Source organism: Occallatibacter sp. FHG110214_02 (assembly GCF_059115385.1).
In genome coordinates, this window is sequence record NZ_JBZYWK010000001.1 from 111,484 (window position 1) to 131,220 (window position 19,737).

13 protein-coding genes and 1 tRNA gene are annotated in these 19,737 nt (G+C 57.2%); 12 read left to right on the plus strand and 2 right to left on the minus strand.

Going from position 1 to position 19,737, the window contains the following annotated elements; genetic code table 11:
* The first annotated feature begins 124 nt into the window (after nucleotides 1-124).
* Nucleotides 125-201, plus strand: a tRNA-Met gene (locus tag AC5S3R_RS00465).
* A gap of 280 nt (nucleotides 202-481) precedes the next feature.
* On the opposite strand, the gene AC5S3R_RS00470 is transcribed toward AC5S3R_RS00465, so the two are convergent.
* Nucleotides 482-958, minus strand: coding sequence for a tyrosine-type recombinase/integrase (locus AC5S3R_RS00470; RefSeq protein WP_494264637.1), 477 nt, complete (start codon nucleotides 956-958; stop codon nucleotides 482-484).
* Here AC5S3R_RS00470 and AC5S3R_RS00475 point away from each other — a divergent pair.
* Nucleotides 922-1,920 carry a hypothetical protein gene (locus AC5S3R_RS00475; protein WP_494264638.1) on the plus strand — a complete coding sequence of 333 codons (999 nt, stop codon included), beginning with the start codon at nucleotides 922-924 and terminating at the stop codon, nucleotides 1,918-1,920. The two genes, AC5S3R_RS00470 and AC5S3R_RS00475, sit on opposite strands and share 37 nt — an antisense overlap.
* Nucleotides 1,921-2,196: 276 nt before the next feature.
* Here AC5S3R_RS00475 and AC5S3R_RS00480 read toward each other — a convergent pair whose 3' ends face one another.
* Nucleotides 2,197-4,518 (minus strand): winged helix-turn-helix domain-containing protein, encoded by a 2,322-nt coding sequence (locus tag AC5S3R_RS00480; RefSeq protein ID WP_494264639.1) that lies wholly within the window; start codon nucleotides 4,516-4,518, stop codon nucleotides 2,197-2,199.
* A 1,505-nt stretch (nucleotides 4,519-6,023) separates the two neighbouring features.
* On the opposite strand from AC5S3R_RS00480, the gene AC5S3R_RS00485 reads away from it, so the two are divergent.
* From AC5S3R_RS00485 to AC5S3R_RS00530, 10 genes are all read left to right on the plus strand, one after another.
* Nucleotides 6,024-10,001, plus strand: a complete 3,978-nt coding sequence (locus AC5S3R_RS00485) for a choice-of-anchor D domain-containing protein (RefSeq protein WP_494264640.1) — start codon at nucleotides 6,024-6,026, stop codon at nucleotides 9,999-10,001.
* A 10-nt stretch (nucleotides 10,002-10,011) separates the two neighbouring features.
* Nucleotides 10,012-10,599, plus strand: coding sequence for an outer membrane beta-barrel protein (locus AC5S3R_RS00490; RefSeq protein WP_494264641.1), 588 nt, complete (start codon nucleotides 10,012-10,014; stop codon nucleotides 10,597-10,599).
* A 196-nt stretch (nucleotides 10,600-10,795) separates the two neighbouring features.
* Entirely contained in the window at nucleotides 10,796-11,170 is a 375-nt protein-coding gene (locus AC5S3R_RS00495) for a hypothetical protein (protein ID WP_494264642.1), read from the plus strand.
* A gap of 29 nt (nucleotides 11,171-11,199) precedes the next feature.
* On the plus strand, nucleotides 11,200-13,437 hold the full coding sequence (locus AC5S3R_RS00500) for a prolyl oligopeptidase family serine peptidase (protein ID WP_494264643.1): 2,238 nt from the start codon (nucleotides 11,200-11,202) through the stop codon (nucleotides 13,435-13,437).
* A complete protein-coding gene (locus AC5S3R_RS00505; RefSeq protein ID WP_494264644.1) occupies nucleotides 13,434-13,883 on the plus strand; it encodes a BBE domain-containing protein in 450 nt (149 codons plus the stop codon). The genes AC5S3R_RS00500 and AC5S3R_RS00505 overlap by 4 nt, the downstream gene beginning before the upstream one ends.
* Nucleotides 13,884-13,932: 49 nt before the next feature.
* Nucleotides 13,933-14,730: a hypothetical protein gene (locus AC5S3R_RS00510; RefSeq protein WP_494264645.1), complete on the plus strand. Its 798-nt coding sequence runs from the start codon at nucleotides 13,933-13,935 to the stop codon at nucleotides 14,728-14,730.
* Between the two features lie 61 nt (nucleotides 14,731-14,791).
* A complete protein-coding gene (locus AC5S3R_RS00515; protein WP_494264646.1) occupies nucleotides 14,792-15,451 on the plus strand; it encodes a cupin domain-containing protein in 660 nt (219 codons plus the stop codon).
* Between the two features lie 192 nt (nucleotides 15,452-15,643).
* Nucleotides 15,644-16,138 (plus strand): hypothetical protein, encoded by a 495-nt coding sequence (locus AC5S3R_RS00520; RefSeq protein WP_494264647.1) that lies wholly within the window; start codon nucleotides 15,644-15,646, stop codon nucleotides 16,136-16,138.
* Nucleotides 16,139-16,151: 13 nt separating this feature from the next.
* The gene (locus tag AC5S3R_RS00525) at nucleotides 16,152-17,420 is read left to right on the plus strand and encodes a hypothetical protein (RefSeq protein WP_494264648.1); all 1,269 of its coding nucleotides are present in this window, start codon (nucleotides 16,152-16,154) and stop codon (nucleotides 17,418-17,420) included.
* A gap of 160 nt (nucleotides 17,421-17,580) precedes the next feature.
* Nucleotides 17,581-19,737, plus strand: coding sequence for a site-specific DNA-methyltransferase (locus AC5S3R_RS00530; RefSeq protein WP_494264649.1), 2,157 nt, complete (start codon nucleotides 17,581-17,583; stop codon nucleotides 19,735-19,737).

Here is a 19,737-nt window from a genome sequence, read left to right on the forward strand (position 1 = left end):
AGGGAAAAGGTCCGCCAAAACTCCAGAAAATTCAGCGTTTAAGCAGCAGTGTATCGAACCAGTGTCCCATCCGGTACGCCGCGGCGTACATTGACCCATCTTTCAACCTTTAGTAAACTAAATCTGCGGGGTGGAGCAGCCCGGTAGCTCGTTGGGCTCATAACCCAAAGGTCGTAGGTTCAAATCCTACCCCCGCAACCAATCAGCCGATTGGCCAACCCCAGATAACCCCAAATAACAGCGGTCGCCAAAATCGCCGTGGGTTTTCTGGTGAGGTTGCAAGGTTTTCCCTTCAAGGCTATTCGCTCCTCAATGCCATCTTCACTACCTTGCTGTGGGCCTCCCGCTTGGCCGTCATCAAGGCATTTCCGTACACGTTCATCGTGGTAGAGACCTGTGCGTGCCGCATCAACTTCTGCTGCACACCGATAGGCGCTCCGGTGCTGTCCAGCCGGGAACGAAACGTGTGGCGGAAGGTGTGCTACCCTACCCCGTCGTACCTCCCGGCAGCCTCCCCGCACTTCGGACATGCCACGAGGCAGCATCCGGCAGGACGGATGTAGTCCTGCTGGACGGGAGCCGTGTGGTAGTGACGCCCGGTGACATGGCTGGTGAAGACCAGCTCCAACCCAATAGAGTGGGTTCCATCGGTCTTTCCATCTCGCAGGGCCTTCCGCGCCTCCACTTCGCACTCACGCTTCCAGTCCAGAAGGATCGCCGCGAAGTCGGGATCGAGCGGGAGCTCGTCCTCCGAGTATTCGGTTTTTACGGTCTTGACCCGACCGTGAACGACTGCCCGGACGACCTTCATGCTCAGGTTCTCGAAGTCGATGTCCTGCCATTCGAGCGCCAGAACCTCTTCGGCCCGAAGGCCGGTGCATTGCGCCACCACCACCATCGTCCGGTAGGGTTGCGGAATCAATGCGAGAATCTGGTAATACTGCTCGACCGTCAGCACAATCGGCTTCTTCTCCCCACCCTCTCCGTCGTCAGTTCGATCAGTTCATTGACCGGCACAACGGGGCCATTGCCCAACATTTTCTGCTCAGGGCCAAACGCAGAGGACACGTTGCCGTTCTCGACTTTGGCCTGCAGCGTCACGTCTATCACCTGTTTTATAAACCGTTCTACAGGCTGCTCGATAATCCCGACTCGCAGGACCGCCGCCGGAAAAGCGATGCCGAAATCAAGCTCCGGCTCATGGCGCTCGATTATGTCCTGTTGCATCTAGGTGAGGAATTTCTCGAAACCCGCGAAGCAAAGGCTCGATTCTTTACCGGGACTCTTCATGTTTCGCCTGCCTCTCTACCACAGGCTGGCCGATACTCCCAGGTTCCTTTTGCCGACCACATCCTGATAAGCCACGAGGCAATAAGCAAAGCTCCCCGCTTCGTCTACGTGGAAGAAGGCACTCGGTCGCTCATTCGTTTTGAAAAATTCCTTGCCAGCTACAAGCGGCTGTTCCAGGAACTGGAGCAGTTCGAACTCATCTATCTGTCAGACTCCGATCTGAATTTCGTGGGGGCCGGGCGTCAGTTCGAGAAGCTCTTCCCTCAGAGCCGGCTTGCCAACGCTCATGCCCTTTATCCAAAAGGGCATGAGCATCTGCTGGAGTGGCTGCGGGTGCGGGCACGCTATGACAGCGGACTTGGTGGGCTGGCGATGCAGGATTTTCTTCTGCTCCGGGAAGGAAACGCGCTGTACACTTCGCGGGAACATGAGAAGCTGTATCAGCAGTGGCGCGTGAAACGCTTCAGCGCCAGTGAAATCCCTGTGCTATTAGGAACGCAAAGCTCCGCCGTTTCCTTTCGCACGGAGCTACAGGCGCAGAGCTGTCCCATTTTCCAACACCGTCATCTGTCCCGAAAGCCTCCAGTCTTCCACTCTATCGAGCGGTCCCCTCATCGCTCTGCCTCCTGATAGGTCAACATCCTTACTGTCAACCTCTTGCGTGTAATCCGGGGTCAAGGCGAGGGTCAGACCAGCTAAATATACAAGCAGGGTCAGGGCGGGAACGACCACACACTCCGTGTTGCCGCTTCGCTCGGTCGTTCCCGCCCTGACAAAAACAGGCGACGGGCTCTTTGCTGGTCCTCGTGGGAATGCCCATGATGTTGAACTTCCTTCAAAACGAATTGCTGATGGCGCCCGGTCCAGCAGGCGTTGGTTATCGGGAGTTGAAAGAATCTTTTCCGCTTACCTGAGCCGGTCAAGTTCTAGGTGTGCTTGTTTCAGCAGCGGCTCATCCGGATCTGCGTACTTCCAAAGCTCAAGGAACTCCTGATAGGCAGCGCGACTCTCTGGTAACTTGTCTTGAAGTGCAAGGGCACGAGCTAGCCCCAGATGTGCGAGTGGATAGTAATGAGACAGCGGATCAACACTGCGGTGGTCGATGACTTTGCGGAATTCCTTTTCCGCAAAGACCGGCTGTTTTGCAGCAAGGCAGGCCATGCCGCGCATGTAGGGGATCTCAAGGGTGCTGAGCTCGTACGGCGCAGCCGACTGTAACGCAGCCACGGCTTCTTCCGGCTTGTGCCGCGCCAGAAGCACGGCGGCCCGGACCTGTGGGGCTCCTAAACCTGCCCAGAGAGTATCCTCAGGATACTTCGCAAGTTCCTGGCTGAGTAGTTTCTCCGCGCGGCCCGCGTCTCCCGTTTCAGCCATCGTCACCAGAGGGTCCATGACATCTTCGGGAAGCCCCTCAAAATTGAGCAGAGCGCGGGCCTCCCGGAGGTGGCCAGTATCGGCGAGAGTACGCGAAGACTTGAGCCGGTACATCACGTACAGATAGGTCTCGCTCTGCTGCTTAGGAACCGAAGAGATCGCCGCCATAACCTCCTGTCCCTCCCGGATGTGCCCCCCGGCAAATGCTAGAAATGCCTCCCGCAACCGGACCCGAATTGCGTTGTGAGCTTTTCCCCAGCCGATCTGCGTCTTCACGCCATCCGCATCGTTGCGGGCAGCATCGACCTCCATCAGCAGGGCGTGCAGGTCAGCTCCATCGAGGCCTCTGGTCACAGCCTGGTCACAAACGGACTTTGCGGCATCCAGTTGGCCCACCTGAAGTAGGGCACGGCCAAGAATGACATACCCCACAGCTACACCGGGGTCCATCTCCAGAGCCCGCTTTGCGAACGGAATGCCTGATTCGGCCTGGCCAAGGTCGTTATAGATAGTAGCCATGTTTCCCCACGGAGTGGGGTTTTGCGGGTAAACCTCCGTCCAGTTGCGATAGTTCCGCAGGGCTTCTTCCATGTTTCCGGTGACGTTTTCGTGATAGAGCGCGACGATGAGAAGCCGGTTCCGCTCGTCAGCCAGATCCCGCAGCTCGTAGGCCCTGGTGAGATTGGCTACCTTCTCCGCGTGATTGCCGCTGTTGCCATAAGCCACGGCGATATCCACATAGGCAATGGCGAACTTCGGGTCCAGCTCAATCGCGCGCTGAAGAAGAGGGATGGCGTCGGCATATCTTCCCTGCAGCATAAGACGCCTGGCACTGGAATAATTCCGCAATGCCTCCAGGGATCCGGTATTTTCATGAACGAGCGAAGTATTGAATCTTTGAATCGAGGATCGGGACTCGCCCAGTTTTTTTCTTATGCTGGCGGATGCGGTGTCGATGGCGTGGGAGATTTCGTCGGCGGTGGCGGCTTCGGCTTTGCTGGTTGCGAGGGAGTTTCCGGAGATGCAATCGGTGGCATCAAGGGTGAAGAGATACTTCTGACCCAGCTTGGCAATGACGCCCCTGAGCATGACCTGGGCGTTGTTGCGCAGGCAGACCTCCCGCGCTAAAGCGGGAGTCAGTGGAGTGCTTCTCGCTTGCCGCATCTGGGTTAGTGTTTCCTGAACATGGACCGTTGAAAGGAAGTTGAGGTAGGGAGACTGCTTGAGGTCTGCGGCAACGGCAGTGTTGAGTACATCGCCCAGACCAGGGTCTCCGGTTGTGTTTTCCATTTCGCCAAGAACGATGATGGGGTCGGAGGGAAGGCGGTGGTAGTGCCGCCACAGAAGAAACCCTGCGCCGCTCAATGCAACCAGAACTCCGGCGGACAGAGCGATCCTTAGGCCAACCCGCCTGTTAGGGACTTTGACGAGATTCTCTTCTTCGGTGACGACGCTCGTTCGAACCGTGTGTTCCTCGTAGAGAACACTGTTGGAGACTTCTTGCGGATGTTCCAGCGCACCAGCCTCCGGACTAATGGACCGGACAGGGCAAATGAACTGATATCCACGTCCGGGCAGGGTAAGGATATATCCGGCCTCGCCCGGCTTCTCACCCAGTGCCTTGCGCAGGACGGAGATGCTTTGGGCAAGGTTGTTCTCGTCGACAAAGGCATCCGGCCATACGTTTCGGAGTAATTCATCCTTACTTAACACTTTGCCGGGGTTGTGCACGAAATAGAGCAGTACGTCGAAGGCGCGCCGACTGAGGACAAGCGTCTCCTCTCCCCGCCGGACGGATCGGGATCCGGGGTCGACCTCAAAGTCGCCAAACTGGAATATCTCCAAAGTCTCCATGCGCTTGAATGTGCTAGGGTCGCCGAAACGGTTCGCGGCATTTCTCGCTTGGCCGCGGCAAACCTTACGGACAACGCGAGACCGTGAACGCTTTGATAGTTCGACTTTAGCAGTGGTCAGAAAGGGCGGGCAATATTCTTCCGCAGGACCCATCGCCTTCAGCCTGCCCGTCCGTGCACTGACCGCGCAGCTTGCCGGAAGATAAGTGAGAATTCAGCGCGGCTGCCTCACGCGATGATCGATGAACGTGCTCTGGAAGAAGCGGAGCTCGATTCCACCCGTCTCCGCTGATGATCTTGTTCGGCTCGTCCCTCGCGATCAACCTTAAAGATCGTCCATATTTCCAATGACTTGACAGGCTTCAGGCGGCCTGTCAGAACGCGTCAGAACTGGTCATTGGCATTTTCTCTCAAGCCAAAGCCACCATGATCACAAAGTTCTTTTTCGCGACGGGCTGTCGCTTTTGTTCTATCGACATTCCGGAGTGCTCCATGACGTGATGGTTGACTGGATCCTGTTTCAGCAAATCAACGAGGTCCAGTAGACCTGATCCCGGATCGAAACAAAGGAGAACGCCAGGTGAGGCCAGATCGAGATATGAAAACAAGACTCTGCTCTTCATTCGCTGTGTTGCTGTTTCTTTTGGCTGCTGCGACAACCTCTTCTGCCCAGTTCGGGCAATTTGGGCACGGCACTCCTCCAGGAGCGATCTCAGGACGTGCCCAAGACCCCGGACCGCAACCCAATCCCGCAACCACGGTCCCGAATCCGGTTCCAGGCCTGAGTACAAACGGGCTTGCGCTCTTCAATGAGAGCCTGCTGCGCGTGTCGGAACTGGAAGGAACCTGCGATACCTGCGCGCAACAGCCGCAGAATGTTCTGCCAATCGACCCCGATCCACAAAACCCATTTTCGCCTTCAGGGCTGGTCAAATCCGCAGGCATGGGGCCTGTCTTCAATGCTGATCAGTGCTTTGTCCCTAGGTAACTTGCACCTTTGATCTGAATGTGCTGACGCGCATTCGGGAGGTGGCGGTAGCCGTCATTGGCATTTTTACGTTGCTGCCTGCAGGCTCACAAGAAAGGCAGAGGTGGATCGATGATCCAGCTTTATCGGTGGCTCCAGGAGCACGCAAGTCTATTTCGCCACACCACTTGGGAAGATGGCGGCAATCGCACGATACGCCGAGAGGTCAAGGTGGAAAGGGAGGAACGGACAGTGCTGATTGGTTCCACATCTTCACAAGGTTTGGATGTTTGTCCTCTCTGCGGTCAGAAGCTGCCGGAAGGAACTCTCTGGAGGCCGCCGGGCGCCATGCCGTAGTGGCGATGTCCGGATGGATTCCGCAACCCGGTGAAAGAAGGCCGCATTGTGCCTTGATTTTTCATGATTCGAGTTTGGATGGAGGTTTCATGCTGCTGAAAGAATTCGTTAAGTGGTTGAACGGCCTAGGTTTCGAGCCAGGGGAAGGGCGTGATTCTTGCCGAAATAGCCGTTCGGTAAACATGGCCGTGAAGCCATTTACTGGCCGCTCGTGGTCCCTTTCCATTGCGGTTTTCACAGTGTTGACAGTGCTGCTGACCGCAGGCAGTGCTCACGCGCAGACCGTAATCAGCAATACAGGAAGCGTCCAGGGGATAGCCTTCGACAGCAAAGGCAATCTCTACTACTCCGACAACAAGCAAGGCGCCGTTTATAAGATGACGCCATCTCAGGGTGGCTATGCCGACCCGGTTTCCATTGTCACCGGACTGGGCGGTTACCCGAATCCAACCGGTCTGGCGATAGACACTGGCGGAAACCTGTACATCGCGAGTGGCCAGAACGTATTCAAGGAAACCCTCTCCGGCGGAACCTACACGCAGAGCACAATCGCCAACGGATTGACCGGCGCTCTTAGCGTGGCTATCGACAGTAGCGGCAATTTCTACGTAACAGACCAAACCAACGGCGGCCGCGTACTCAAGGGAACTCTCTCCGGCGAAAGCTACACGCTGGCTCCCATCGCCACCGGTCTCAGCTTTACTTTTGACTTCGGCGCGCTCTTCTCCAGCACCGGCCTCGCTGTGGACAGCGACGGAAATGTTTTTGTCGCTGACACCGGCAACGCCCGCATTCTCAAACTCGCGCCATCAGGCGGAAGCTACACGCAAACCGTCGCGGTCACCGGCAGCCTCTCGAACCCCGCAGGGATAGCCATAGACAGCCACGGCAACCTTTACATCGCGGACGGCTTCGGAGGCACGACAGGCCAGCGCGTCTACAAGGAAATCCCCGCTTCCGGCAGCTATACCGAAAAGGTCTTCGACAGGTTTTCGGGCAATGAGTATGTCGCTGGACTGGCTCTGAACCCTGGCGGCAATACGCTGGCCGTTCTCGTCTCCGGCACCGTTTCCAGCTTCGGCGGCTTCCGCTTGTTTATCTACCCCACATCAGCTCAGGATAAGGCCACGCTCGACCTCGGCTCCGTCGCGCTCGGCTCCAGCGGATCGAAAACCGCCACTCTCACCTTCGCCGCGGCCGGCAAGCTCGACCACGCCAGCATCACAACGCAGGGCTCCGCAGGCCTGGACTTCGCGGATGCAGGCGGCGGCTCCTGCTCCGCCGGCCACTCGTATGCCGCCGGCGACACCTGCACAGCCAACATCTCCTTCACGCCCAAATACGCCGGCATCCGCAACGGTGCAGTCACTCTGCTCGACAGCTCCGGCACGCAGCTCGCTTCCATCTATATTCGCGGCAAGGGAACCGGCCCGCAGCTAACTTTCGACGCCTTCCAGTACACTCCGATTGGCACCGCGCTTCCCTCTGCCAGCTCCTATACCGCCTCCGATCTCTATACCGGCATCGCGGTCGATGGCGCAGGCAACGTCTATGTCTCCGACTACCCCAACAAACGCGTGCTCAAGGAGATTCCCGGCGCATCCGGCTACACGGAAACCGTACTCGCAGACAACCTGAAAGGCCCGCGCGGCCTGGCCGTTGACGGTGCGGGCAACGTCTATGTTGCCGACAACGATGACTCCATGAACCAGCTCAACGTCGGCACACTCATCAAGTTCATTCCCGGCGCGTCGGGCAAGTACACGCCAACAACCATCTCCACCGAGTTGTCCTACCCCAAAAACGTAGCCGTCGATAGCAGCGGCAAAGTCTATGTCAGTTCGTCGGACTACTACGGCGAGGAAGCCAAGGAAGCAGGAATACGGAAGCTGACCATGCTGCCAGACGGCAGCTACACCGAAAGCCTGGCCGTACCCTCCTCCTCGGGAATCCAGCTAGCGGTGAATCCCACGAACGGAGACCTCTACATTTCCGGCTATATCGCCACGCTGACCTCGAACGGCGACTATACCCTGAGCCAGAAAGCCGGGTATTTGACCGAGGGCGCATCGACATTCGATAGCGCCGGAAACCTATACGTAACCAGGGACGAAAACGGCGTAGACTTCGTGATCAGGATACAGTTCGCTGCAGATGGCAGCGAAGCTTCCTACACCAACGTAGCCGACGCGGGATACATCGGCGGCGAATACGATTACAGGCAGATAGCCGTGGATGGCGGAGGCAACGTATACGTTACCTTTGGCGCGAACTCCGTCCAGGGGAACAACATCTTCCCGGCAGTCCTAAGCGCCATTGCAACGCCGCCAACAATCACCTTTGGAACCGTCCCGGTTGGGGTAGACACAGAAAACTATCACTATCTCACGGTGGCCAACATCGGCACCGATCCCTTCACCTTCTCCGTGCCAGCCAGCGGTGATAACCCCGCCCTCTCGCCCGCCGACTACTCCTACGAAACAACCACCTCCGACCAATGCCCAGAACTGACGTCCACCTCTGAACCAGCAACGCTGTCCCCAGACGATGCCTGCCACTTCCTCGATCTCACCTTCATTCCCTCGCACTCCGGAGAGATCGACGGGACGCTGACCTTCACCGGTGACGATCGCAACGTAGCCAACTCCATTGACATCGTTCACCTCACAGGCGCAGGCTCTGGCGGAACGACCAATACCCTCACGGTCACCGTCCCCTCCGTCTCCATCACAGCTGGCGCGTCCTCAACTGTTCTTACTGCTACTATCGGCTACAACGGCCCCGCACCCACTGGCGCGGTCACCTTCACTCTCAACGGCGGCGCATCGCAAACGGCCACCTGTGCGACCGCAACGAACGCTGAAACTTGCAGCGCAACCTTCTCCACCAGCTCGCTGGGCGCAGGCTCTTATCCCATCGCCGCCTCCATCGCGGCGGACTCCAACTACAGCGCTGCCAGCGGTGCTGGCCAGCTCACCGTAACGGCGGCTATCACTCAGCCACAAGCCATTCTCAGCCCAGCCAGCGGAAACTTCGGCAGCGTCAACATCGGCAGCACGAGCAACCGCATCGCCTTCACGCTGGCTAGCGGAGGCACCGCCGACCTGGCTATCACATCCATCGCCATCTCTGGCGCGAATGCATCGGAATTCCAAATTTCCTCGAACACCTGCGGCAAGACGCTGGCTCCGAGTCACAGTTGCGAGATCGACGCCACGTTTGCGCCCACTGCTGCCGGCAATGCTTCGGCCACGCTCTCGGTTGTGGACAATGCCGGTACGCAAACGGCCTCTCTAGCTGGCGCAGGCGTTACGCCTTCCGCTCCGCAGGCTGCGCTCTCTCCCGCAAGCGCCTCTTTCGGAAGCGTGAATGCCGGGAGCACCAGCGGTCCACAGACCTTCACCTTGAAGAATGCGGGCAACGCCGCATTACCGATCACCTCAATCGGCATCACCGGCGCAAACGCATCACAGTTCATCGTCGGTAACAATACATGCGGCTCGACGTTGAATGCAGGAGGCTCGTGCACTATCAGCGTCTCCTTCAAGCCCACTGCCGCCAGCGATTTTTCGGCCACACTCTCGGTAGTGGACAGCATCGGCACGCAAAGCGCGAATCTGAGCGGTTCCGGCGCGGCAAGCACGCCCGCCGACTTCGGCATTGCAGCCAGCCCGGCGCAGCAGTCTGTGCAACGTGGCTCATCGGTCAGCTATACCATCCAGCTTGTCTCTGCCGATGCTGGCAATCCATTCACCAATGCGGTAACGTTCTCGGCAAGCGGACTGCCTGCCGGCGCATCCGCCAGGTTCTCTCCCGGCAGCCTCGTGCCCGGAGCAACTAAGGCGGCCACCAGCACAATAACCGTCACCGTGCCGGCCCTGAGCGCGGAATTGAAAGGTGCGCCGCCGCAACGGCCCTTCGGCATGGCGACCGCGGCAGTTTCCCTGGCGGGCATTCTCCTGCTATGGCCGCTCCGCCGCGCACGCCGCTTCAGCCTCCTCCTTCTGCTCATTGCGAGTCTTGCCTGTGCCGCCGGGATCACAGCCTGCGGCAGCAAAACAACAGGATTCGCGCCGCCAGGCTCGACATCCACGATTACCGTGACAGGCACAAGCGGAAGCACAGCGCACTCAACCACCGTCACCCTGAAGGTCAACTAAGGAGACTGCCATGATTCCGAGCTTCCGGCTGAAAGCCCTGTTCGCTCTGTCCGCTGCTCTTGTGCTGTTCGGTGCGCTATCTCTTTCCGCGCAGCAGGAGCGATCTGTTTCCGTAGGCGTGAACTACACCTACGTACGCACCAATCTGCTTCCGGACTGCAACTGCTTCGGCTTGAACGGCGGCGGCGCGGAGGTTCAGTTCAACTTGAGCCGGCGCTTCGCTTTGCTGGGCGATATCACCGCAACGCATAGCGGAGACATCACCATCAACCACTACGACCTGACGCAGGTGACCTACGCAGGTGGACTGCGGTACTTCCTGCCCATTGCTTCAAGACACCTGCGCCCATTCGGCGATGTCCTGCTCGGCGGCGCACATGCCTCCGGCAGCCTCTCTCCCGATGCGACCGGCCATGGCGGAGCAAACGCCTTTGCGTTTCAGGCCGGCGGAGGACTCGGCATCCCTGTCGGGAACCGATGGACTCTCGTGCCTGTCCGTGCTTCGTACCTGCTCACAACGTTTTCCAACGGATATGACGATCACCAGAACGACCTGCGTCTTTCCGCGGGAATTCGCGTTCGACTGGGTAAACACTGAGTGCCTTATTCAGGAGGCAGCATGATGATCGATCTGAGGTTTTTGCGCGCATCTTTGCTGGCTGCTGCGGTATCGGCGATGGTGCAGATCCCGCCGGGCCGCCGAAGCCGGGAGCATGGCCATGAATATCTGCACGGGCGGCTGACCACGGTGCAGGGCAATGTCGTTTATGTCCGGATCGTTTTGGTGCAACGGTATGGAGTCTGGACGATCCACTCGCTGCACAAGCCGGCCCTCGGACTGGTCAGGCACGGCTACCCCTGGCATCAGCTCATATATCGCCTGGCGCACCGTAAGCCAGGACGGCCGATTTGTCGCTTTCATCAGCGAGGGGTATCTGAGCGGAGAATCCAATGGCACCGATATCTTCGTGCGCGACACCTGCATCGGGGCGCCTGCGGGCTGCACCCCCTCCACCAGTTGGGCGAGCAACGATCCGGATGGCATCAATCCCGCCACGGACAAGGAATACGTCTGGCCATCCATCAGCGCGGATGGCCACTATGTGGCGTTCACCAGCCCGTCAGTCGCCAATGGTGGACAGGTGTTCCTGACAAAGACCGGGTACTAGACCTGCCGCCAATACGGAGAGAGGAAAATATGCATTCGATACCACGCCAACACCTGTTGCTTGCCGCCATACTTGGCCTGGCTTCCAGCCTCCACGCTCAGATCGCAAAGCCCCCTGTTGCACCTGTCCGCACCGTGACCGATGAATATTTCGGCCAGAAAATCGACGACCCCTACCGCTATCTCGAAGACCAGAAAGATCCGCAGGTCGCAGTGTGGATGAAGGCGCAGGCAGATTACACCCGGGCCGTGCTTGATAGCATTCCCGGCCGTCAGAAGCTTGCCGCCGAGATCGAAAAGTACCTCAACGCCGAGGACTTTACCATCACCGATGTACAGATCGCAGGCAAATCTCTTTTCTACCGCAAGCGCCGGAAAGACGAGAACCTGGGAGCCCTCTACATACGCCCGCTGTCAGGGGGCGAAGAGCGGCTGCTGCTCGATCCCAACAAGCTGGGCACTGCCGATCAGCATGTCTCGCTCGATCAGTACACGCCTTCCTGGGACGGCAAATATGTCTTCGCAGGTCTCTCGGCGGGCGGCGCGGAGTATGCCGCGGAGACCGGTTATCTTATCGAGACGGCGACCGCGACGCGTCTGCCGGAAAAATTTGAACGCTCTTTCGGAGCCACAGGCGTCTTCTCGCAGGACAGCAAAACCCTCTACTACGTGCAGGAGCAGCAGCTTGCTCCAGATGTTCCCCCCACAGAGAAGTACATGAAGTTGCGCCAGTTTGCGCATACCATCGGCTCCGACGTGAGCAAGGACGTGCCCGTATTCGGCTATGATACTGTTCCCGAGATCCATATTCCGCCGGACGAAGCGGGCTATGTCGGGACCACGCCAGGGTCTCCCTATGTCCTTGGCTTGGTGCGGCGCTTCGTTGGCGCGCAACTGGAGGTCTATATCTCCAGGGCCGATGCCCTGGAGCGGAAATCCGGCTGGAAAAAGGTCGCTTCCTATAGCGATAACATCACTGACGCAGCTGTCCATAGCAACGACATTTATCTGGTGACGCTCAAGGACGCGCCCAACGGCAAGGTACTGCAACTCAACGCCTCCGATCCCGATCTCGCCAAAGCTGAGGTGGTTGTGCCGGAGTCAAAGGCCGTAATTACAGGAGATTATGTTGGACAGGATGCGCTCAGACCCGCCGCGGACGCGCTCTATATTCAGGAAGCGGAGGCAGGCATCGGCAAGGTCGTTCGCCTGCCCTACGGCGCCAGCGCCAAAGCAGAAGAGATACCTGCCGCGATCCAGGGCGGCAGCGTCGATTCGGTCGTTGCCGATCCAGGCCAGGCGGGAGCGCTCCTCGATGTGGCCGCCTGGACCAGTCCCGGCGATTATTTCCAATACGACCCGGAGAAGAAGAAAGCCTCGGCGATCGGACTCGTTCCTCCCAACCCGGTCGATCCCACGAATATTGTCGCCGAGGAACGGCAGGCAAAGGCGGCGGACGGCACGCTGGTTCCTCTCTCCATCATTTACAAAAAGGACACAAAACTCGACGGCAGCAGCCCCACGGCGCTTATCGGGTATGGAGCATATGGCGATGTGTGGAAACCGAGCTTCAACAGGAGAAGCATGGCCTGGATCGAGCGTGGAGGCATTGTCGCCGTAGCTCATGTCCGCGGCGGCGGCGAATATGGCGAAAGCTGGCACCTTGCCGGGCAGAAGCTGAACAAGCCCAACACATGGAAGGACTTCATCGCCTGCGCTGAATTTCTCATCCACAACAAATACACCTCGACGGCAAAGCTGGGCATCTGGAGCCAGAGTGCCGGGGGCATCCTCATCGGACGCGCAATCACCGAGAAGCCTGATCTGTTTGCGGCGGCTGTCGATGGTGTGCCGTGGTCAGATAGTCTTCGTTATGAAAACGAACCGAATGGCCCGCCCAACATTCCCGAGTTCGGTTCTGTGAAGACAGAAGAAGGTTTCAAAGGCCTGTTTGAGATGAGCAGCTACGCACATGTGAAGGATGGAACAAAATATCCAGCTGTTCTGGTCACCTCAGGTGCAAACGATCCTCGTGTCGCGCCGTGGCAGGGCGCTAAGATGTACGCTCGGCTGGCCGCAGCAAGTACGAGCGGTAAGCCAGTGCTGTTGCGCGTCAACTACGATGCCGGACACGGCCTCACCGACACGGTTCGCCAGCAGGTCTCCGACTGGGCCGACATCTTCAGTTTCTTTCTGTGGAACTTCGGTGATCCGGATTTTCAGTCGAAAGCATTGGCGTCAGCAACTACCTCCAATGATAAAAAATGAAGATCTGGAATCTGCCGTACTCAGGAAGAAAAACGGACAGTGGCGGATTGCCTTCTTTCACAGCACAGCGGTACCGGTACCCTCACCAGCCATTGTGCCAGGAGAACCAAAATAATGAAGGGATCGTTCGTCTCCATGGCGCGGTCACTCGTGTTTTCCTCCACACTACGGCATTCCCATTGCGCACGGAGGGCTTTGCGTATGGCATTGCGTCGAGTTGGAACCCCAATGCCGGTCCCAATCGTTCTGCCACCTGGGTCGCTCGAACAGCAGCCAACTTAGCGCCATTCGGCCAGGGCGCCTATGTGAATGTTATGGACCGGGAGGACGAGGCCAGTGTCCGTAAAGCTTATGCGGAAAACTATCAGAGGTTAGCAAAGGTCAAAGCTCGCTATGACCCCTCCAACGTTTTTGCCATTAACCAGAACATCAAGCCCGCGACATGAGGATCTGTCCTTGCGATCGATTCCCAGAACAAAGACTTGGAGAGAGACCATGGAAAACGTATTGCTGAACAAGCAAGGAGCCATCAGGCGTATTTCGCGCCCGAGCGCATCCACCAGGAAACGCGCTGACGACATCTTCTTCACCACCATGTCGGTCATCATGCTGGCGATTGTCTTCATGGGTTTCGCTTCCAGTTATTTCCTGAGGGGAGCAGCGTTCTCGCACTTGCCCAGCCTGCTCGTCCACCTGCATGGGGCCGTCTTCTCGTCCTGGATCATACTGTTCGTTGTCCAGTCCAGTTTAGTCTCGGCGGGAAATGTCCGGCTCCATCGCAAGCTCGGAATAGCGGGCGCTGTTATTGCCGGCCTGATGGTGGTTCTTGGCATTCTTACGTCATTTGGGACACTTAGACGTCTAGTGCAACTCCCGTCACAGTTAGGTACTCCCGCGAACTTTCTGATCGGCAATATTCTCGAGATGCTCTTCTTTGGTGCTTATGTCGCAATCGCCGTCTGGAAGCGGAACAACCGCATCGTGCACAAACGCTTGATGTTCATCGCGAACGTCGACCTGTTGGCTCCTGCTCTCTTTCGAATGGCAATTCCTGTGGTGGACCATCCCCGGATGACATTTCCTGTGATGGCCCACTCTCCATTCCTCATAGGTGCTATTCCGATTGCCATGATTGTCGCGCTCTTCATTTTCGATCTCGCTACACATAAGAGACCACTTGCTGTAACCGTGATCGGCGGCTTGCTCTTCTGGGCGCTTGATCCGGTCTCCGATCTCATCATCAACACTCAACTCTCGCAGCACATCGCGTACTGGGCCCAGCACCACCCTTGATCTCATATTGCGCGTCGAGCCATTGCGCACTGGCCGCGAGAGAAATGTTAGGAGAACAACAATGAAAATCAATCTACCAACCTGCACTTTGCTTATGTTCACTGCACTGGCTGGGTCAACATGCGTGATGAGCGCACAGGCCGGGTTAGTGTCTTGCAAACCGCTCAGCGAAAGAACCGGCGAAGCTGGTTGTTGGATCATTCTTTCTCGTCCCCTTGGAGAGCTTCCCAAAGAGCCTGTCTTCTGGTCGCTCGATCTTTATCCCAACCGCGCTGCAGCCGAGGCCGCCCAGGGACCGCGTGCTACAGTCGTCGAAGCCCTCGGCAAAGTCTGGCTCTTCACCGTCGATCAAAAATCCGATCCGCCTCCCGGCGGTAAGCGCATCGCCCAGATAGGACCTCTCCCCGTCAAGAGCGGAGAACAGTACACAGCGCAGTTCATGGAAGCTATCCTTTCTCCAGGCGCTGTTGCACGGACACATCGGCACCCTGGACCTGAAGCCTTTTATACCGAGTCTGGCGAATCCTGCCTCGAAACTCCGGAAGGCAAAACCATCGGCAAAAAGGGCGTCGATGTCATCGTTCCCGAAGGTCAGCCCATGAGCCTCACCGCCTCTGGGACAGAAACTCGCCGCTCCATCGTCCTCGTTCTTCACTCCTCTGGCCGCCCGCCAACAATTGTGGCTGATGATTGGAAACCGAAGGGCCTCTGCACGAACTAACGGCCATGCTGTTCCAACTTCTCCATCAAGGATTTGGAGGATTTATGTTGCGACGAATAGCTTCCACTTATCTCTGGATCGCACCCCTGATGATAGTTCTGCTGTGGTACGCATACCATCGGCTCGGACTCCGTGCAGGTATAGTATGCGCTGCGGCTCACCTGTTCCTGGTCGCATTGGGGATGTGGGCGAGTGGCATGTTCCATTGGGAGGAACTCACAACTTCCTACGGATTGTCGAGGTTCCTTCTCACCGGCGCTGGAGGTTTTGTCTGGGCCGTGGGGGGCTGCCGGTCCTCCGTCGCGCCACGATCTCACACAGGCTTTCTACAACAATGTTGGGCTTCTCACAGGCCTCTTCATCGTCTTCTTAGGCTTTGCAGCGCTCAAGGAGGTATTGCACACCGAGAAACGAGGCGCGCTCGCGGCGGTCGGACTCGCATCCTTCTCCTACGTCATCTGGATCATCGAGTGCCTTCTGATGTGGGTGCAGTTCATAACGCCCGCGACGTTGCTCCCAAAGGCCCAACAGCCAGAGTGGTATCTTGCTCTGTTATTTGTGTACCACTGGATCGATAGCCTGAGGCTCGGCTCTGTCTACCTTGCCAGCGCGGCGTTTGTGTTGGCGGGACTCCTGATAGGGCGAATCAACCGGTGGGGAGGATGGTTGCTGCTCATCTTCAGATAGGAGAACCAAAATAATGAAGGGAACGTTTGCCGTATTCGCTGTCGTATTCGCTGCCGTTGTGCTGCCTCTGTCTGCCTACCGGAGCGTACACGGCTCCGATGCGCCCGCGCTGTCTGCCGACGCAGCACACATGAAGGCCGTAATCGATGCCCACGGGGGAGCGAACAAAGCGCAACTGCTGGAAGGCTTGCGCGTGTTTTCGCAGGAAACCTTCGGCGGCAATGGCCGCACCTGCGAAACGTGCCATTCCCTGACCACGGGCACCTTCAGCCTGCAAGACGCGCGCAAGCGTTATGCGAAGAATCCGCATGATCCGTTGTTCCGCCCAATCGACAGCGATAACGGGGACGGCAAGTCTTATAACCGGCTGCTCAGCTATGCCACCGTATCCGTAACAATTCCGCTGCCGCCGAATGTGAAGCTTGCCGACGATCCGAAAGCGACCGCGGTGACGCTCTACCGCCGGAATCTGGTCACGAACGATGCACCGGCACTTGACTCCGTGCTCATGTGGGATGGACGCGCCGCGGACCTGCAATTCCAGGCGCAGGACGCCATCAAGACGCACATGCAGCCGGGACGCGCGGCCACACAGGCTGATCTCGACGCGGTCGCCGCCTTCCAGAAGGCAATGCTCTTTACGTCCGATCAGACACGCGCCTGGGCCAAAGGCGGCCCGGCGCCGGGACTGCCGCCCGGTCGCACCGCTGCGGAAAAGCGTGGGCGCTTGTTTTTCGTTGACCAGCCGGTAGACCTCAAAACCGGACACGGCGTCTGCGCGATGTGCCACAGCGGCCCGCGTCTCGACACCGCTAACCAGGAGATCGAGCGCTTCTTTCCGCCCGTCAAGCTGGATCCGAAGCTGCCCCCGGTCGGGCTTACGAAAGGCATCCGCTTCGGCTCCACCAATGTTTCTGAGGAAAACAAACCGGGCTACAAGGTGCATAAGTGGCTTGTCCAGGGATCGGGGGGCAAATGGATTCCCCTCGAAAGCCCGGACATCGGTATCGCGCTGACCTATACGAAGATTGCTTCGCTGCCGCCGGAGTTCGCAAAGTATCCCTCCATTTTCCCCACGGAGGTCTTCAAAATACCGTCGCTGCGCGGCGTCGCCCGCAAAGCGCCCTACTTTCACGACGGCTCGGCGAGAACGCTCGAAGAAGCTCTGGAGCACTACGACCGTTTCCTGCGCGGCGGTTTCGGCTTCGTCAAGCCGCAGGCGAAGATCCAGCTTTCCGAGCAGGATCGCGCAGACATCATCACGTACCTGAAGCTGCTGTAATCGAGATGAGGGGAAGACCTAAATCCTTTCGGGAATCACGCATATCAGGGAACGCATGGATACCCTCCTGAATGCCAATTTGACTCCCTTACTGTTAGCCTCGCGTTTTGGGCTCCATCAAGGCATTCCCGTACATATTCATCGTGGTTGAGATCTGGGCGTGCCCCATCAGCTTCTACTGGCGCCGAATCTCCCCGCCGAGCTAGAACTTCAGCGCCAGCCCCGGCAGCGTGAGGCCAAGCGCAACAATGCCTGGCGGAATTATGATGAAACTTCCTGCGATGTGGAGAAAAAGAAGGACACACTTCTGGACGGCATCAGCCAACGACTGAACCAGAAGACGGAACGGACCATGAGCATAGCGGCAGAGAACAATAAAAAGACAGTAGTGACGGAAGAACCTGAAAAGCTGGATCTTCGCTCCCTAGATATTCCTGAAGAAAAGCGTGCGAAATTGTGGGCGCTGTTTCCCGAGGTGCGCACGGAGGGAGGAAAGATTGACTTCGAGCGGCTGAAGCTTGCTCTGGGCGAAACGGTCGATACCGGCAAGGAACGCTACGGCATGAATTGGCCGGGCAAGGCCGATTGCTTCCGTACCATCCAGGCTCCGAGCATGGGCACATTGCGCCCTGTGCCCCAGGAGAGCGTCAATTTTGACACGACCGGGAACCTCATCATCGAGGGCGACAACCTGGAAGTACTGAAGCTCCTGCAAAAGTCTTATCTCGGTCAAATCAAGATGATTTATATCGACCCGCCGTATAACACGGGCAACGATTTCATCTATCCGGACAATTATTCGGAGTCTCTCGAAACCTATCTGGAATATACGGGTCAGGTTGATGCAGAAGGAAAGAAGTTCGGCACAAACACGGAGACGGATGGGCGCTTCCATTCAAAATGGCTGAACATGATGTACCCGCGTTTGTATCTGGCTCAGAATCTTCTTACTGACGACGGAATTATCTGTGTGAGTATTGACGATACCGAGTACATCAATCTTCGTTTAGCGCTGAATGAGGTATTTGGAGAAGACGGCTTAATCTCAACCATTGTTGTTCAATCAAACAAGCGCGGACAAACATATAAAGAGATTGCCAAGATGCACGAATACATCGTCATCTATTCTCGCGACCCGGAAGTTTCGCTTTTTGAGCTTGAGAAAGATGACGACGCCCTGCCGTTCAAGGATTCTCAAGGTCTTTTCGACCTTTGGGAGCTGAGAAATCGCAATCCAAAGTTTGGCCGCCATAATAGGCCAAATCTCTTTTTCCCAATTTATGTAGCTCCCGCAAGTAAAGATGAATCCGGCTATTCCAAAATTTCCCTGGCTCGAAGCGACGAGTATTCGGTCGAGGTATTTCCACGAAATAGCGACGGGGAGGATGCGTGCTGGCGCTGGGGAAAGGACAAGCTGAAAGGCGTTGACTTGACTAGCTCCTGCCCCGTTGCCGTGGCGAGACAAAAGCGCGATGGGGAATGGAATATATATGAAAAATCACGCAAGAGCACCACGAAAGCGAAGTCAATTTGGACGGAAACCGAGGTAATCAGCGAGCAAGGCACAATGGAGCTCGGGGAACTTGGTCTTGCCGGTTATTTCGACCATCCAAAGCCAGTGGACCTATTGAAGAAGTGCATCAGCATTGCCGCAGGGCCGAATGACATTGTCCTGGATTTCTTCGCGGGGAGTGGAACCACGGCCCAGGCTGTTCTTGAATTGAACGCTGAAACCGGCGCTGAGAGACGGTTCATCCTTACGCAATTACCTGAACCTACTGACCATGAAGAATTCACCACAATCGCTAGCATTACCAGGGAGCGTGTGCGCCGTGCCATCGAGAAAATTACAAACAAAGACGCGGACAAACTTCGTTTTGTGAGCGAGAGGAAAAGTAAAGACTTTGGCTTCCGCGCCTTGAAGCTCGCGCAATCAAACTTTATGGCATGGAAGGCAGGGGATGTAAAAGACTCCTCTTCGCTTGCAGCACAACTCGATCTTCATATTGACCATATCCGTCCTGCACGCACGGACGACGACATCCTCTATGAACTTTTGCTCAAGAGTGGTTTCCAGTTGACGACGCCGGTGGAGAAAAAGATCATGGCAGGCAAGACCGTCTATTCCGTCGCATCTGGCGCTTTGATAATTTGCCTTGACCGTGCGCTGACGCTGGAGCTTATCCGCGCAATCGCAGAGAGGAAGCCGGAGCGCGTCATCTGCCTTGACGAGGGCTTTGCCGGAAACGACCAGCTCAAGACCAACGCAGTGCAAATCTTCCGCACGAAGGGCATTGCCAGCTTCAAGACGGTATAA